Raw genomic sequence first — 15,578 nt, forward strand, 5'->3', positions numbered from 1 at the left:
ATGAGCCTGATCGCTTCGGACAATTTCCGCATCGTTGTCGGCCTCGGCAAGAGCGGCATGTCGCTGGTGCGCTTCCTGACGCGCCAGGGCGTGCCTTTCGCCGTGGCCGACACCCGCGAGAATCCGCCGGAGCTGGCCACCCTGCGCGCCCAGTACCCGCAGGTGGAAGTACGCTGCGGCGAGCTGGACGCCGGCTTCCTCTGCCGCGCCAGCGAGCTGTACGTCAGCCCCGGCCTGTCGCTGCGCACGCCGGCGCTGGTCGAGGCCGCCGCCCGTGGCGTGCGCATGTCCGGCGACATCGACCTGTTCGCCCGCCATGCCAAGGCGCCGATCGTCGCCATCACCGGCTCCAACGCCAAGAGCACCGTGACCACCCTGGTCGGCGAGATGGCCGCGGCGGCCGGCAAGCGCGTGGCCGTGGGCGGCAACCTGGGCACCCCGGCCCTGGACCTGCTGGCCGACGACGTCGAGCTGTACGTGCTGGAGCTGTCCAGCTTCCAGCTGGAGACCTGCGAGCGCCTGGGCGCCGAGGTCGCCACCTGCCTGAACGTCAGCGAAGACCACATGGACCGCTACGACGGCATGGCCGACTACCACCTGGCCAAGCACCGCATCTTCCGCGGCGCCCGCCAGGTCGTGGTGAACCGCGCCGACGCCCTGAGCCGGCCGCTGATTGCCGATAGCGTGCCGTGCTGGACCTTCGGCACCAACAAGCCCGACTTCAAGGCCTTCGGCCTGGTGGAAGAGGGTGGCGAGAAGTACCTGGCCTTCCAGTTCGAGGCGCTGATGCCGGTGCGCGAGCTGAAGATCCGCGGCGCTCACAACCAATCCAACGCCCTGGCCGCCCTGGCCCTGGGCCACGCCGTGGGCCTGCCGTTCGAGCCCATGCTGCGGACCCTGCGTGAATTCGCCGGCCTGGCCCACCGTTGCCAGTGGGTCGGCGAGCGCGCCGGGGTGAGCTTCTATGACGACTCCAAGGCCACCAACGTCGGCGCCGCGCTGGCCGCCATCGAAGGCCTGGGCGCCGACATCGACGGCAAGCTGGTGCTGCTCGCCGGCGGCGACGGCAAGGGTGCGGACTTCAGCGCCCTGCGCGAGCCGGTGGCGAAGTTCTGCCGCGCCGTGGTGCTGCTCGGCCGTGATGCCGAGCTGGTCGGCGCCGCGTTGAGCGACGAGACGCCGAAGGTGCGCGTGCAGACCCTGGACGAAGCCGTGCGCAAGGCCGCCGAGCTGGCCAGGCCGGGCGATGCCGTGCTGCTGTCGCCGGCCTGCGCCAGCCTGGACATGTTCAAGAACTTCGAAGAGCGCGGCCGCCTGTTCGCCAGGGCCGTGGAGGAGATCGCCTGATGTTCTCCTTCCTGCGCCCATACCCGTCCCCGCTGATCAGCCGCAACGGCATCGATCTGGACTTCCCGCTGCTCGCCGGTTGCCTGGCGCTGCTCGGCCTGGGTCTGGTGATGGTGACCTCGGCGTCCTCGGAAGTGGCGGCGGCGCAGTCGGGCAACCCGCTGTACTTCTCGGTGCGCCACCTGATCTACCTGGCCATCGGCTTCGTCGCCTGCGGCGTGACCATGCTGACGCCGATGGAGACCTGGCAGCGCCACAGCTGGAAGCTGCTGGGCGTGGCCTTCCTGCTGCTGGTGGCGGTGATCACCCCCGGCGTCGGCCGCGAGGTCAACGGCTCCATGCGCTGGATCGGCTTCGGCCTGTTCAACATCCAGCCCTCGGAGATCGCCAAGGTCTTCGTGGTGGTGTTCATGGCCGGCTACCTGGTGCGCCGCCAGCACGAGGTGCGCGAGAGCTGGATCGGCTTCTTCAAGCCCTTCGCCGTGCTGCTGCCGTTCGCCGGCCTGCTGCTGCGCGAGCCGGACTTCGGCGCCACCGTGGTGATGATGGGCGCCGCGGCGGCCATGCTGTTCCTCGGCGGCGTCGGCCTGTTCCGCTTCGGCCTGATGGTGGCCCTGGCGGTGGGCGCGGTGGCCCTGCTGATCTGGACCCAGCCCTACCGGATGGCGCGCCTGACCAACTTCAGCGACCCCTGGGCCGACCAGTTCGGCGCCGGCTACCAGCTCAGCCAGGCGCTGATCGCCTTCGGCCGCGGCGGCTGGACCGGCATGGGCCTGGGCAACAGCATCCAGAAGCAGTTCTACCTGCCCGAGGCGCACACCGACTTCGTGTTCGCCGTGCTGGCCGAGGAGCTGGGCATCGTCGGCGCCCTGGCCACCGTCGGCCTGTTCGTCTTCGTCGGCCTGCGCGCGCTCTACATCGGCATCTGGGCCGAGCAGGCCAAGCAGTACTTCTCCGCCTACGTGGCCTACGGCCTGGCGTTCCTGTGGATCGGCCAGTTCCTGATCAACGTCGGGGTGAACGTCGGCCTGCTGCCGACCAAGGGCCTGACCCTGCCGTTCCTCAGCTACGGCGGTTCCTCGCTGGTCATCTGCTGCGGCTGCCTGGGCATGCTGCTGCGCATCGAATGGGAGCGGCGCACCGCGGTGGGCAGCGAAGAGTACGAATTCACCGAGGAGGACTTCGCCGATGAAAGGTAACGTCCTCATCATGGCCGGCGGCACCGGCGGCCACGTGTTCCCGGCCCTGGCCTGCGCCCGCGAGTTCCAGGCCCGCGGCTACGCCGTGCACTGGCTCGGCACCCCGCGTGGCATCGAGAACGACCTGGTGCCCAAGGCCGGCCTGCCGCTGCACCTGATCAACGTCAGCGGCCTGCGCGGCAAGGGCCGCCTGGCCCTGCTGCGCGCGCCCTTCGACCTGCTCAAGTCGCTGTTCCAGGCCCTGGGCGTGGTGCGCAAGCTCAAGCCGGTCTGCGTGCTCGGCCTGGGCGGCTATGTCACCGGCCCCGGCGGCGTGGCGGCGAAGCTGAGCGGCGCGCCGCTGGTCATCCACGAACAGAATGCCGTCGCCGGCACCGCCAACCGTGGCCTGGCGCCGCTGGCCAAGCGCGTCTGCGAGGCCTTCCCGGACACCTTCCCGGCCAGCGCCAAGCGCCTGACCACCGGCAACCCGGTGCGCGCCGAGCTGTTCCTCGAGGCCGATGCCCGCGCCGATCTGGCCGGCCGCAAGGTCAACCTGCTGGTGCTGGGCGGCAGCCTGGGCGCCGAGCCGCTGAACAAGTTGCTGCCCGAGGCGCTGCGGCTGATCCCCGCCGAGCAGCGCCCGGCCATTCGCCACCAGGCCGGTCGTCAGCATGCCGAGGTCACCGCGGAGCGTTACGCCCAGGCCGGTGTCCAAGCCGACGTCGCTGCGTTCATCGGCGACATGGCCGCGGCCTACGCCTGGGCCGACCTGGTGATCTGCCGCGCCGGCGCCCTGACCGTCAGCGAGCTGACCGCCGCCGGCCTGCCGTCCTTCCTGGTGCCGCTGCCCCACGCGATCGACGACCACCAGACGCGCAATGCCGAATTCCTGGTACGGGAGGGCGCCGCCCGCCTGCTGCCGCAAAAGTCTACCGGCGCCGCCGACCTGGCCGCGCAGCTGTCCGAGGTATTGATGCATCCCGAATCCCTGAAGCAGATGGCCGCCAGCGCCCGGCGCCTGGCCATGCCCGAGGCTACCCGCACGGTAGTCGATGCCTGCCTGGAGGTGGCCCGTGGTTAAGGAACCCAACGGCATCACCCGCACCATGCGGCGCATCCGCCGCATCCACTTCGTCGGCATCGGCGGCGCGGGCATGTGCGGTATCGCCGAAGTGCTGCTGAACCTCGGCTACGAAGTGTCCGGTTCCGACCTCAAGGCCTCGGCTGTGACCGAGCGCCTGGAGAAGTTCGGCGCCCAGGTATTCATCGGCCACCGCGCGGAAAACGCCGACGGCGCCGACGTGCTGGTGGTTTCCAGCGCGGTGAACAAGGCCAACCCGGAAGTCGCCGCCGCCCTGGAGCGCCGCGTGCCGGTGGTGCCGCGTGCGGAAATGCTCGCCGAGCTGATGCGCTACCGCCACGGCATCGCCGTTGCCGGCACCCACGGCAAGACCACCACCACCAGCCTGATCGCCTCGGTGTTCGCCGCCGGTGGGCTGGACCCGACCTTCGTCATCGGCGGCCGGCTGAACGCCGCCGGCACCAACGCGCAGCTGGGCACCAGCCGCTACCTGGTGGCCGAGGCCGACGAGAGCGACGCCAGCTTCCTGCACCTGCAACCGATGGTCGCTGTGGTCACCAACATCGACGCCGACCACATGGCCACCTACGGCGGCGACTTCAACAAGCTGAAGAAGACCTTCGTCGACTTCCTGCACAACCTGCCGTTCTACGGCCTGGCGGTGATGTGCGTGGATGACCCGGTGGTCCGCGAAATCCTCCCGCAGGTGGCGCGCCCGACCGTCACCTACGGCCTGAGCGAGGATGCCGACGTCCGCGCCATCAACATCCGCCAGGAAGGCATGCGCACCTGGTTCACCGTGCTGCGCCCGGAGCGCGAGCCGCTGGACGTCTCGGTGAACATGCCCGGCCTGCACAACGTGCTGAACTCCCTGGCGACCATCGTCATCGCCACCGACGAGGGCATCTCCGACGAAGCCATCGTCCAGGGCCTGTCCGGCTTCCAGGGCGTGGGCCGGCGCTTCCAGGTCTATGGCGAGCTGCAGGTCGACGGCGGCAGCGTGATGCTGGTCGACGACTACGGCCACCACCCGCGCGAAGTCGCGGCGGTGATCAAGGCCGTGCGCGGCGGCTGGCCGGAGCGCCGCCTGGTGATGGTCTACCAGCCGCACCGCTATACCCGCACCCGAGACCTCTACGAAGACTTCGTGCAGGTGCTCGGCGAGGCCAACGTGCTGCTGCTGATGGAGGTCTACCCGGCCGGCGAGGAGCCGATCCCCGGCGCCGACAGCCGCCAGCTGTGCCACAGCATCCGCCAGCGCGGCCAGCTCGACCCGATCTACCTGGAGCGCGACGGCGACCTCGCCGCGCTGCTCAAGCCGCTGCTGCGCGCCGGCGACATCCTGCTCTGCCAGGGCGCTGGCGACATCGGCGGCCTGGCCCCGGCGCTGATCAAGAACCCGATGTTCGGCGGCGACGCCCCGAGGAAGGCGTGATGAACGACGCACTCAAATCCACCCTCGAGCCCCGCGCCTTCGGCCGCGTCGCCGTGCTCTACGGCGGCAGGAGCGCCGAGCGCGAGGTCTCGCTGAAGTCCGGCGGCATGGTCCTCAAGGCCCTGCAGGATGCCGGGGTGGACGCCTTCGGCATCGACGTGGGCGACGACCTGCTGCAGCGCCTGCTGAGCGAGAAGATCGACCGCGCCTTCATCATCCTCCACGGCCGTGGCGGCGAGGACGGCAGCATGCAGGGCCTGCTGGAAGTCGCCGGCATTCCCTACACCGGCAGCGGCGTGCTGGCTTCGGCCCTGGCCATGGACAAGCTGCGCACCAAGCGGGTGTGGCTGAGCCTGGGCCTGCCGACGCCGGCCTATGCCGTGCTGGCCAGCGGGGACGACTGCCGCCGCGCCGCGACGGAACTGGGCTTCCCGTTGATCGTCAAGCCGGCCCATGAAGGCTCCAGCATCGGCATGGCCAAGGTCGACGGCGTGGACGCGCTGATCGCCGCCTGGCGCAGCGCCGCCGAATACGACTCGCAAGTGCTGGTCGAGCAGTGGATCAGCGGCCCCGAGTTCACCGTGGCCACCCTGCGCGGCCAGGTGCTGCCGGCCATCGGCCTGGGCACTCCGCACAGCTTCTACGACTACGACGCCAAGTACCTGGCCAGCGACACCCAGTACCGCATCCCCTGCGGCCTGAGCCCCGAGAAGGAGCGCGAGCTGCAGGACCTGTGCGCCCGCGCCTGCGAGGCCCTGGGCATCCAGGGCTGGGGGCGGACCGACGTGATGCAGGACGCCGAGGGGCGTTTCTGGCTGCTCGAAGTCAACACCGCACCGGGCATGACCGACCACAGCCTGGTGCCCATGGCCGCGCGCGCGGCCGGCCTGGATTTCCAGCAACTGGTGCTGGCGATCCTCGCCGACAGCGTCGAGGCAAGGGGGTAAGACCATGAACGGCGCGATGCTCCGCCACTCGCAACCCGGTATCGGCCGCGTGCCCGCACGCAAGCCGGTGCCGCGCGGCGCCAGCCGCCTGGTGGCGAAGGAGCCGATCAGCGCTCGCCTGCCCAGGCCCAGCTTCGGCTTCCTGCGCATGCTGATGTGGCCGGTGCTGCTGGCCGTGCTGGGCTTCGGCGCCTACCAGGGCGCGCAGTACGTGCTGCCCTACGCCGACCGCCCGATCGCCAAGATCAGCGTCGAAGGCGACCTCAGCTACATCAGCCAGCAGGCGGTGCAGCAGCGCATCGCACCGTTCGTCTCGGCCAGCTTCTTCAGCATCGACCTGGCCGGCATGCGCCAGGAGCTGGAGCAGATGCCCTGGATCGCCCACGCCGAAGTCCGCCGCGTCTGGCCGGACCAGGTGGTGATCCACCTGGAGGAACAACTGCCGGTGGCCCGCTGGGGCGACGAAGCGCTGCTGAACAACCAGGGCCAGGCCTTCGCGCCCCACGAGGTGTCGCACTACGAACACCTGCCGCGCCTGTCCGGCCCGCAGTTCGCCCAGCAGAAGGTGATGCAGCAGTACCAGATCCTCAGCCAACTGCTGCGGCCCCTGGGCTTCACCATCGCCAGCCTGGAGATGAGCTCGCGCGGCGCCTGGACGCTGGACACCGCCCAGGGCGTGCAGATCGTCCTGGGCCGCGACCACACGGTCGAACAGATCCGCCGTTTCGTGACCATCTACGAAAAGGCCCTGAAAGAACAGATATCGAAGATTGCGCGCATCGACATGCGCTACCCCAACGGCCTGGCCGTGGCGTGGCGCGACCCGCTGCCGCAGACGGACGTGGCCCAGGCCGCGCCCGCGCAGTGATTTGAGGAGACAGCAATAAACATGGCAAGCGTGCAGAGCGGCAAGATGGTCGTCGGCCTGGACATCGGCACCTCCAAGGTGGTGGCGCTGGTGGGCGAGGTAGCGGCCGACGGCAAGCTGGAGATCGTCGGGATCGGCACCCATCCGTCGCGCGGCCTGAAGAAGGGCGTGGTGGTGAACATCGAGTCCACCGTGCAGTCCATCCAGCGCGCCATCGACGAGGCGCAGCAGATGGCCGGCTGCCGGATCCACTCGGCCTTCGTCGGCATCGCCGGCAACCACATCCGCAGCCTGAATTCCCACGGCATCGTGGCGATCCGCGACCGCGAGGTGAGCCCGGCCGACATCGACCGCGTGCTCGACGCCGCCCAGGCCGTGGCGATCCCGGCCGACCAGCGGGTGCTGCACACCCTGGCGCAGGACTACGTGATCGACAACCAGGAAGGCGTGCGCGAGCCGCTGGGCATGTCCGGCGTGCGCCTGGAAGCCAAGGTGCACGTGGTGACCTGCGCGGTGAACGCTGCGCAGAACATCGAGAAATGCGTGCGCCGCTGCGGCCTGGAAGTCGACGACATCATCCTCGAGCAACTGGCTTCGGCCTACTCGGTGATCACCGAGGACGAGAAGGAACTGGGCGTGTGCCTGGTGGACATCGGCGGCGGCACCACCGACATCGCCATCTTCACCGAGGGCGCCATCCGCCATACGGCGGTGATCCCGATCGCCGGCGACCAGGTCACCAACGACATCGCCATGGCCCTGCGCACGCCCACGCAGTACGCCGAGGAAATCAAGATCCGCTACGCCTGCGCACTGGCCAAGCTGGCCGGCGCGGGCGAAACCATCAAGGTGCCCAGCGTCGGCGACCGGCCGCCGCGGGAGCTGTCGCGCCAGGCCCTGGCCGAGGTGGTGGAGCCGCGTTACGACGAGCTCTTCACCCTGGTCCAGGCCGAGCTGCGCCGCAGCGGCTACGAAGACCTGATCCCGGCCGGGATCGTCCTGACCGGCGGCACCTCCAAGATGGAAGGCGCCGTGGAGCTGGCCGAAGAGATCTTCCACATGCCGGTGCGCCTGGGCGTGCCGCATGGCGTCAAGGGGCTGACCGACGTCGTGCGCAATCCTATCTATTCCACTGGCGTGGGCCTGCTCATGTATGGCCTGCAGAAGCAATCCGACGGCATCTCCATGTCCGGCGGCAGCTTCAGCGATGAACCCAAGACACCTGTTCTGGAACGGCTCAAACGCTGGGTCCAGGGCAATTTCTGATTTACCGGCGCGGTAAAACGTAGGCGACACAACTAGAAAGGAAGGAGAGGGGAAAATGTTTGAACTCGTCGATAACGTCCCACAAACGGCAGTAATCAAAGTCATCGGTGTCGGTGGCGGCGGCGGCAACGCCGTGAACCACATGGCCAAGAACAACGTCGACGGCGTGGAGTTCATCTGCGCCAACACCGACGCCCAGGCGCTGAAGAACATCGCGGCGCGCACCGTGCTGCAGCTCGGCCCGGGCGTGACCAAGGGCCTGGGCGCCGGCGCCAACCCTGAAGTCGGCCGCCAGGCCGCGATCGAGGATCGCGAGCGCATCGCCGAGGTGCTGGAAGGCGCCGACATGGTCTTCATCACCACCGGCATGGGTGGCGGCACCGGTACCGGTGCGGCGCCGATCATCGCCGAAGTGGCCAAGGAAATGGGCATCCTGACCGTTGCAGTGGTCACCCGTCCGTTCCCGTTCGAAGGCCGCAAGCGCATGCAGATCGCCGACGAGGGCATCCGCTCCCTGGCGGAAAGCGTCGACTCGCTGATCACCATCCCCAACGAGAAGCTGCTGACCATCCTCGGCAAGGACGCAAGCCTCTTGGCAGCCTTCGCCAAGGCGGACGACGTGCTGGCCGGCGCCGTGCGCGGCATCTCCGACATCATCAAGCGTCCGGGCATGATCAACGTCGACTTCGCCGACGTGAAGACCGTGATGAGCGAGATGGGCATGGCCATGATGGGCACCGGCGCCGCCAGCGGCCCGAACCGCGCCCGCGAGGCCACCGAGGCGGCGATCCGCAACCCGCTGCTGGAGGACGTCAACCTGCAGGGCGCGCGCGGCATCCTGGTGAACATCACTGCCGGTCCCGACCTGTCCCTGGGCGAGTACTCCGACGTGGGCAACATCATCGAGCAGTTCGCCTCCGAGCACGCCACCGTCAAGGTGGGCACCGTGATCGATCCGGACATGCGCGACGAACTGCACGTCACCGTGGTCGCCACCGGCCTGGGCGCACGCCTGGAAAAACCGGTCAAGGTGGTCGACAACACCGTGCAGACCCAGGCGGTCAGCAGCCAGGCTCCGGTACAGCGCGAGCAGCAATCGGTGAACTACCGCGACCTGGACCGCCCGACCGTGATGCGCAATCAGGCGCACGGCAGCGCGGCCACCGCGGCCAAGCTCAACCCGCAGGACGACCTGGACTACCTGGACATCCCGGCATTCCTGCGTCGCCAGGCCGATTGAGGCAATTTATCAGGAGTATGAATGTGATTGGTGTTCAGCAAAGGGCGGTTCTGCTATCATCGCCGCCCATTGTTGACAACAGTTCGCAACTTGCGCGAAAGCGGCCAAAGCCATGATCAGACAACGCACCTTGAAGAACATCATCCGGGCCACCGGCGTCGGTCTGCACTCGGGGGAGAAGGTCTACCTCACCCTGAAGCCGGCTCCGGTGGACAGCGGTATCGTGTTCGTCCGTACCGACCTCGACCCGGTGGTGGAAATCCCGGCTCGGGCCTCGAACGTCGGCGAGACCACCATGTCGACCACCCTGGTCAAGGGTGACGTCAAAGTGGATACGGTGGAGCATCTGCTCTCGGCCATGGCTGGCCTGGGCATCGACAACGCCTATGTCGAGCTGTCCGCCTCGGAAGTGCCGATCATGGACGGCAGCGCGGGGCCCTTCGTATTCCTGATCCAATCCGCCGGCCTGCAGGAGCAGGAGGCGGCCAAGAAGTTCATCCGCATCAAGCGTGAAGTGACCGTGGAAGAGGGCGACAAGCGCGCCACTTTCGTTCCCTTCGACGGCTTCAAGGTGAGCTTCGAGATCGATTTCGATCACCCGGTCTTCCGTGGTCGCACCCAGAAGGCGACGGTGGACTTCTCCAGCACTTCCTTCGTCAAGGAAGTCAGCCGCGCGCGGACCTTCGGGTTCATGCGCGACATCGAGTACCTGCGTTCGCAGAACCTGGCGCTCGGTGGCAGCGTGGAGAACGCCATCGTGGTCGACGAGTATCGCGTGCTCAACGAAGACGGCCTTCGTTACGAGGACGAGTTCGTCAAGCACAAGATCCTGGACGCCATCGGTGACCTGTACCTGCTTGGTAACAGCCTTATCGGCGAGTTCCGCGGCTTCAAGTCCGGCCATGCCCTGAACAACCGCCTGCTCCGCGCACTCATCGCGGACAAGGAGGCCTGGGAAGTGGTCACCTTCGAAGACGCGAGCACCGCGCCGATTTCCTACATGCGGCCCGCTGCGGCCGTTTGAGGAAACCTCCTCCTTTCAAGCTGTACATATTGAAGGCCACCCTCGGGTGGCCTTTTTTTATGCGCGCGAAATGGCGCGGGCAGGAGGCTTGGAGTTTGGAGGGGGAAAGTTCTCACGAGTTCATCGGCAAGCGCCGACGAGGGGCGTTATGAGACCGGCGGTAGGCGAGGGGGTCAGTCTTCGCGCGGGCGGCTGCGGCTGGCCAGGCGTTCCAGGGCCGCGCGCAGGCGCGGGTTGGCGATGCCCTCGGCGGCCTCCTGCAGGGCCTCGGCGGCGGCGGGGGAGAGCTGGTGGGTGCGCACCGGCGCCTGGCGCTCGACCTGGGGCTGGACCTTGAACAGGATGTGCTGCAGCCCGGCGAACTCGTCGAACATCTGCAACTGGCGCAGCAGGCGCTTCTGCTGGTAGCGCAGGCGCGTGGCCCAGTGCGCGTCGGTGAGCACCAGCAGCAGGTTGCCGCCGCGCCAGGAGGCGACCCGGCAGTGCGGGCGCGCGGCCGGCTGCAGCTGGCTGTCGAGCAGCTGTTGCAGCTGGGCGAGGCGCTGGGCCTCGTTGAACAGCGACTGCAGCGGCTTGGCTTCGCGCAGCAGCTTGGTGGTGGCCTGTGCGGGCAGCGGGCGGAACGCCATGGTGAAAATTCCGGGGTTGTTGAGCGCCGATGGTATCAGAATGCGGTCATCGCCGGCCGTCGCGCCGACGCCCGCCGGCGCCGAGCCTTGAACTTTGCCTGCGCGACACAATATAAAGCAGGCGGACTGCCAGTCCTCCCCCGAGTTCCTGCCGGGCAATGTGCGCGCATGGAAAGTCCCCGGCATGACCTGGGCACTTCTTTCGTTCACGTTTCCGAGTAGAATGCCCCCTTTGCCGTCGATGCAAGCCGCGGCCAGCCAGTCGGGCAGCCCTCCATTCCCCAAGTTCGGATGACCCAGTCGATATGTTTGCGCCTTTGTTGAAAAAACTCTTTGGAAGCAAGAACGAGCGTGAAGTGAAGCGCATGGCCAAGCAGGTCCAGGCCATCAATGCGCTCGAACCACAGATGGTGGCGCTTTCCGATGAGCAACTGAAGGCCAAGACCGAGGAATTCAAGCAGCGCCTGGCCAAGGGCGAGACCCTCGACCAGATCCTCCCGGAAGCCTTCGCCGTGTGCCGCGAGGCGGGCAAGCGGGTGATGGGCATGCGCCACTTCGACGTCCAGTTGATCGGCGGCATGACCTTGCACGAGGGCAAGATCGCCGAGATGCGCACCGGCGAGGGCAAGACCCTGGTGGGCACCCTGGCGGTGTACCTGAACGCGCTGTCCGGCAAGGGCGTGCACGTGGTCACCGTGAACGACTACCTGGCCCGCCGCGACGCCAACTGGATGCGTCCGCTGTACGAGTTCCTCGGCCTCTCGGTGGGCATCGTCACGCCCTTCCAGCCGCCGGAAGAGAAGCGCGCGGCCTACGCCTCGGACATCACCTACGGCACCAACAACGAATTCGGCTTCGACTACCTGCGCGACAACATGGCCTTCAGCCTGCAGGACAAGTTCCAGCGCGAGCTGAACTTCGCCGTGGTCGACGAAGTGGACTCCATCCTCATCGACGAGGCGCGGACCCCGCTGATCATCTCCGGCCAGGCCGAAGACAGCTCCGAGCTGTACATCAAGATCAACAAGCTGATCCCGCGCCTGAAGCGCCACATCGAGGAAGTCGAGGGCCAGGTGACCCAGCAGGGCCACTACAGCATCGACGAGAAGACCCGCCAGGTCGAACTCAACGAGCAGGGCCACGCCTACGTCGAGGAACTGCTGAGCCAGGCCGGCCTGCTCGGCGAGGGCGAGAGCCTCTACTCGGCGCACAACCTCAGCCTGCTGACCCACGTCTACGCCGCGCTGCGCGCCCACACCCTGTTCCACCGCAACGTCGAGTACATCGTCCAGGGCGACCAGGTCCTGCTGATCGACGAGCACACCGGCCGCACCATGCCCGGCCGCCGCCTCTCCGAGGGCCTGCACCAGGCCATCGAGGCCAAGGAAAACCTGCCGATCCAGGCCGAGAGCCAGACCCTGGCCTCCACCACCTTCCAGAACTACTTCCGCCTCTACACCAAGCTGTCCGGCATGACCGGCACCGCCGACACCGAGGCCTTCGAGTTCCGCCAGATCTACGGCCTGGACGTGGTGGTGATCCCGACCCACCGGCCGGTCGCCCGTAAGGACTTCAACGACCTGGTCTACCTGACCCAGGAAGAGAAGTACGCGGCGATCATCACCGACATCCAGCAGAGCCAGGCCCTGGGCCGGCCGATCCTGGTCGGTACCGCCTCCATCGAAACCTCCGAGTACGTGTCCAAGCTGCTGGAGCAGGCCGGCATCGAGCACAAGGTGCTCAACGCCAAGTACCACGAGAAGGAAGCCGAGATCATCGCGCAGGCCGGCGCGCCGGGCTCGGTGACCATCGCCACCAACATGGCCGGCCGTGGTACCGACATCCTCCTGGGCGGCAACTGGGAAGCCGAGATCGCCAGCCTGGAGAACCCCAGCGACGAGCAGATCGCCCAGATCAAGGCCGAGTGGCAGAAGCGCCACCAGCAGGTGATCGAGGCCGGCGGCCTGCATGTGATCGCCTCCGAGCGCCACGAATCCCGCCGTATCGACAACCAGCTGCGGGGCCGTTCCGGCCGCCAGGGCGACCCGGGCTCCAGCCGCTTCTACCTGTCGCTGGAAGACAACCTGATGCGCATCTTCGCCTCCGACCGGGTGAAGAACTTCATGAAGGCCCTGGGCATGCAGCCGGGCGAGGCCATCGAGCACCGCATGGTCAGCAACGCCATCGAGAAGGCGCAGCGCAAGGTCGAAGGCCGCAACTTCGACATCCGCAAGCAACTGCTCGAATTCGACGACGTGGCCAACGAGCAGCGCAAGGTGATCTACCACATGCGCAACAGCCTGCTGGCCGCGGAGAACATCGGCGACACCATCGCCGAGTTCCGCGAGGAAGTGCTGAACAACACCATCAGCCAGCACATCCCGCCGCAGTCGCTGCCCGAGCAGTGGGACATCGCCGGCCTGGAAGCCGCGCTGTACAGCGACTTCGGCCTGAAGCTGCCGGTCCAGCAGTGGCTGGACGACGACGAGAAGCTCTACGAGGAGACCCTGCGCGAGAAGATCCTCGCCGAGCTGGTCGCCGCCTACAACGAGAAGGAAGACCTGGCCGGCGCCGAGGCCCTGCGCACCTTCGAGAAGCAGATGCTGCTGCGCGTGCTGGACGACCTGTGGAAGGACCACCTGTCCACCATGGACCACCTGCGCCACGGCATCCACCTGCGCGGCTACGCGCAGAAGAACCCGAAGCAGGAGTACAAGCGCGAGTCCTTCAACCTGTTCCAGGAACTGCTGGACTCGATCAAGCGCGACACCATCCGCGTGCTGTCCTTCGTCCAGGTCCGCCGCGAGGACCCGGCCGAGGAAGAGGCGCGCCTGCGCCGCGAAGCCGAGGAAATGGCCAAGCGCATGCAGTTCCAGCATGCCGAGGCGCCGTCCATCGACCAGGCCCCCGATGCCGAGGAAGGCGAAGAAGGCGAGCAGGGCCCGGGCCAGGTCGTGCCGCTGGAGCCGGTGCGCGCCGAGCCGAAGATCGGCCGCAACGAGCTGTGCCCCTGCGGTTCCGGCAAGAAGTACAAGCATTGCCACGGCCAGGTGAACTGATCCGCCTGCCGTCGTAACCCCCGACGCCGCGACCGGCCCTGCCGCTCGCGGCGTTTTTCACATTCGATCCACCCTTTTTCGTAAGGAGCACATCCATGGCTGTCGGTCTCGGCCCCATCTCCACCCTGCACCCGGTCCCCGGCTTCGAACTCGGCATCGCTTCCGCCGGCATCAAGCGCCCCGGTCGCAAGGACGTCGTGGTGATGCGATGCGCCGAAGGCTCCAGCGTGGCGGGTGTGTTCACCACCAACGCCTTCTGCGCCGCCCCCGTGCTGCTGTGCAAGCAGCGCTTCCTCGGGCCGGTGCGCTACCTGGTGACCAACACCGGCAACGCCAACGCCGGCACCGGCGAGCCGGGCCTGGCCAACGCCTCGGCGGTGTGCGCCAAGCTGGCCGAGCTGGCCGGCGTGGACGAAAGCCAGGTGCTGCCGTTCTCCACCGGGGTGATCGGCGAGCCGCTGCCGGTGGCCAAGATCGAAGCCGCGCTGCCGGCCGCCCTGGCCGCCCTGGGCCCGGACAACTGGGCCGAGGCCGCCGCCGGCATCATGACCACCGACACCCTGCCCAAGGGCGCCAGCCGCCAGTTCGTGCACGACGGCGTCACCGTCACCGTCACCGGCATCAGCAAGGGCGCCGGCATGATCAAGCCGAACATGGCCACCATGCTCGGCTACATCGCCACCGACGCCAAGGTCGCCCAGGGCGTGCTGCAGGACCTGCTCCGCGACGCGGCGAACAAGTCGTTCAACCGCATCACCATCGACGGCGATACCTCCACCAACGACAGCTGCATCCTGGTCGCCACCGGCCAGGCCACGCTGCCGGAGATCACCCAGGCCAGCGGCGCGCTGTTCAGCGCCCTGAAGCAGGCGGTGATCGAGGTGTCCATGGAGCTGGCCCAGGCCATCGTCCGCGACGGCGAGGGCGCCACCAAGTTCGTCACCGTGCAGGTCAACGGCGGCGGCACCCACCAGGAGTGCCTGGACGTCGGCTACGCCGTGGCCCACTCGCCGCTGATCAAGACCGCGCTGTTCGCCTCCGACCCGAACTGGGGCCGCATCCTGGCCGCGGTCGGCTACGCCGGCGTGCCGAACCTGGACGTCAGCAGGATCGACGTCTTCCTCGACGAAGTCTGCATCGCCAGCCGCGGCTGCCGCGCCGCCAGCTACACCGAGGACCAGGGCGCGCGGGTGATGGCCCAGGAAGAGATCACCATCCGCATCGAACTGGGCCGCGGCGACTGCAGCGAGACCATCTGGACCACCGACCTGTCCCATGAGTACGTGAAGATCAACGCGGAATACAGGACTTGATGGGAGCTGGAAGCGGGAAGCTGGAAGCTTGAAGCCGGAAGTGAAAGGCGCCACGCTCTCTAGCTTCTAGCTTCTAGCTTCTAGCTTCTAGCTTCTAGCTTCTAGCTTCTAGCTTCTAGCTTCTAGCTTCTAGCTTCTAGCTTCTAGCTTCTAGCTTCTAGCTTCTAGCTTCTAGCTTCTAGCTTCTA

The 15,578-nt window shown here is 67.5% G+C and carries 12 protein-coding genes; 11 read left to right on the plus strand and 1 reads right to left on the minus strand.

The genetic code is table 11. The annotated features are described in order from the left end of the window. From murD to lpxC, 9 genes are all read left to right on the plus strand, one after another. Window positions 1-1,347, plus strand: a complete 1,347-nt coding sequence (murD, locus tag PcP3B5_RS05990) for a UDP-N-acetylmuramoyl-L-alanine--D-glutamate ligase (RefSeq protein WP_061560786.1) — start codon at window positions 1-3, stop codon at window positions 1,345-1,347. After that, a complete protein-coding gene (gene ftsW / locus PcP3B5_RS05995; RefSeq protein ID WP_009617913.1) occupies window positions 1,347-2,546 on the plus strand; it encodes a putative lipid II flippase FtsW in 1,200 nt (399 codons plus the stop codon). The genes murD and ftsW overlap by 1 nt, the downstream gene beginning before the upstream one ends. Further along, window positions 2,536-3,609: an undecaprenyldiphospho-muramoylpentapeptide beta-N-acetylglucosaminyltransferase gene (murG, locus tag PcP3B5_RS06000; RefSeq protein WP_061560787.1), complete on the plus strand. Its 1,074-nt coding sequence runs from the start codon at window positions 2,536-2,538 to the stop codon at window positions 3,607-3,609. The genes ftsW and murG overlap by 11 nt, the downstream gene beginning before the upstream one ends. Next, window positions 3,602-5,044 carry a UDP-N-acetylmuramate--L-alanine ligase gene (murC, locus tag PcP3B5_RS06005; protein ID WP_009617917.1) on the plus strand — a complete coding sequence of 481 codons (1,443 nt, stop codon included), beginning with the start codon at window positions 3,602-3,604 and terminating at the stop codon, window positions 5,042-5,044. Before murG ends, murC begins: the two co-directional genes overlap by 8 nt. Further along, window positions 5,044-5,991: a D-alanine--D-alanine ligase gene (locus PcP3B5_RS06010; RefSeq protein WP_061560788.1), complete on the plus strand. Its 948-nt coding sequence runs from the start codon at window positions 5,044-5,046 to the stop codon at window positions 5,989-5,991. Before murC ends, PcP3B5_RS06010 begins: the two co-directional genes overlap by 1 nt. Window positions 5,992-5,995: 4 nt before the next feature. Beyond that, complete coding sequence (locus PcP3B5_RS06015; protein WP_043272377.1) at window positions 5,996-6,859, plus strand: cell division protein FtsQ/DivIB; 864 nt, start codon at window positions 5,996-5,998, stop codon at window positions 6,857-6,859. A 21-nt stretch (window positions 6,860-6,880) separates the two neighbouring features. Beyond that, window positions 6,881-8,125, plus strand: coding sequence for a cell division protein FtsA (gene ftsA, locus PcP3B5_RS06020; protein ID WP_009617923.1), 1,245 nt, complete (start codon window positions 6,881-6,883; stop codon window positions 8,123-8,125). A 55-nt stretch (window positions 8,126-8,180) separates the two neighbouring features. Beyond that, on the plus strand, window positions 8,181-9,365 hold the full coding sequence (gene ftsZ, locus PcP3B5_RS06025; protein WP_009617925.1) for a cell division protein FtsZ: 1,185 nt from the start codon (window positions 8,181-8,183) through the stop codon (window positions 9,363-9,365). A 112-nt stretch (window positions 9,366-9,477) separates the two neighbouring features. Next, window positions 9,478-10,389, plus strand: coding sequence for a UDP-3-O-acyl-N-acetylglucosamine deacetylase (lpxC, locus tag PcP3B5_RS06030; RefSeq protein WP_009617927.1), 912 nt, complete (start codon window positions 9,478-9,480; stop codon window positions 10,387-10,389). 173 nt (window positions 10,390-10,562) lie between these two features. Here the strand turns inward: lpxC and PcP3B5_RS06035 are convergent, their stop codons facing one another. Then, window positions 10,563-11,018, minus strand: a complete 456-nt coding sequence (locus PcP3B5_RS06035; RefSeq protein WP_009617929.1) for a DciA family protein — start codon at window positions 11,016-11,018, stop codon at window positions 10,563-10,565. Window positions 11,019-11,323: 305 nt separating this feature from the next. Between PcP3B5_RS06035 and secA the strand changes: the two genes are divergently transcribed. After that, entirely contained in the window at window positions 11,324-14,077 is a 2,754-nt protein-coding gene (secA, locus tag PcP3B5_RS06040) for a preprotein translocase subunit SecA (RefSeq protein ID WP_009617931.1), read from the plus strand. Window positions 14,078-14,172: 95 nt separating this feature from the next. Continuing rightward, window positions 14,173-15,390 (plus strand): bifunctional glutamate N-acetyltransferase/amino-acid acetyltransferase ArgJ, encoded by a 1,218-nt coding sequence (gene argJ, locus PcP3B5_RS06045; protein ID WP_058071398.1) that lies wholly within the window; start codon window positions 14,173-14,175, stop codon window positions 15,388-15,390. The last annotated feature ends 188 nt before the right edge of the window (window positions 15,391-15,578 follow it).

Source organism: Pseudomonas citronellolis (assembly GCF_001586155.1).
GTDB lineage: Bacteria > Pseudomonadota > Gammaproteobacteria > Pseudomonadales > Pseudomonadaceae > Pseudomonas > Pseudomonas citronellolis.

Bases quoted from the DNA above. Each gene is read 5' to 3' on its own strand.
- murD (WP_061560786.1), top strand. From the start codon at position 1: ATGAGCCTGATCGCTTCGGACAATTTCCGCATCGTTGTCGGCCTCGGC.
- ftsW (WP_009617913.1), top strand. From the start codon at position 1,347: ATGTTCTCCTTCCTGCGCCCATACCCGTCCCCGCTGATCAGCCGCAAC.
- murG (WP_061560787.1), top strand. From the start codon at position 2,536: ATGAAAGGTAACGTCCTCATCATGGCCGGCGGCACCGGCGGCCACGTG.
- PcP3B5_RS06010 (WP_061560788.1), top strand. From the start codon at position 5,044: ATGAACGACGCACTCAAATCCACCCTCGAGCCCCGCGCCTTCGGCCGC.
- PcP3B5_RS06015 (WP_043272377.1), top strand. From the start codon at position 5,996: ATGAACGGCGCGATGCTCCGCCACTCGCAACCCGGTATCGGCCGCGTG.
- ftsA (WP_009617923.1), top strand. From the start codon at position 6,881: ATGGCAAGCGTGCAGAGCGGCAAGATGGTCGTCGGCCTGGACATCGGC.
- ftsZ (WP_009617925.1), top strand. From the start codon at position 8,181: ATGTTTGAACTCGTCGATAACGTCCCACAAACGGCAGTAATCAAAGTC.
- lpxC (WP_009617927.1), top strand. From the start codon at position 9,478: ATGATCAGACAACGCACCTTGAAGAACATCATCCGGGCCACCGGCGTC.
- PcP3B5_RS06035 (WP_009617929.1), bottom strand. From the start codon at position 11,018: ATGGCGTTCCGCCCGCTGCCCGCACAGGCCACCACCAAGCTGCTGCGC.
- secA (WP_009617931.1), top strand. From the start codon at position 11,324: ATGTTTGCGCCTTTGTTGAAAAAACTCTTTGGAAGCAAGAACGAGCGT.
- argJ (WP_058071398.1), top strand. From the start codon at position 14,173: ATGGCTGTCGGTCTCGGCCCCATCTCCACCCTGCACCCGGTCCCCGGC.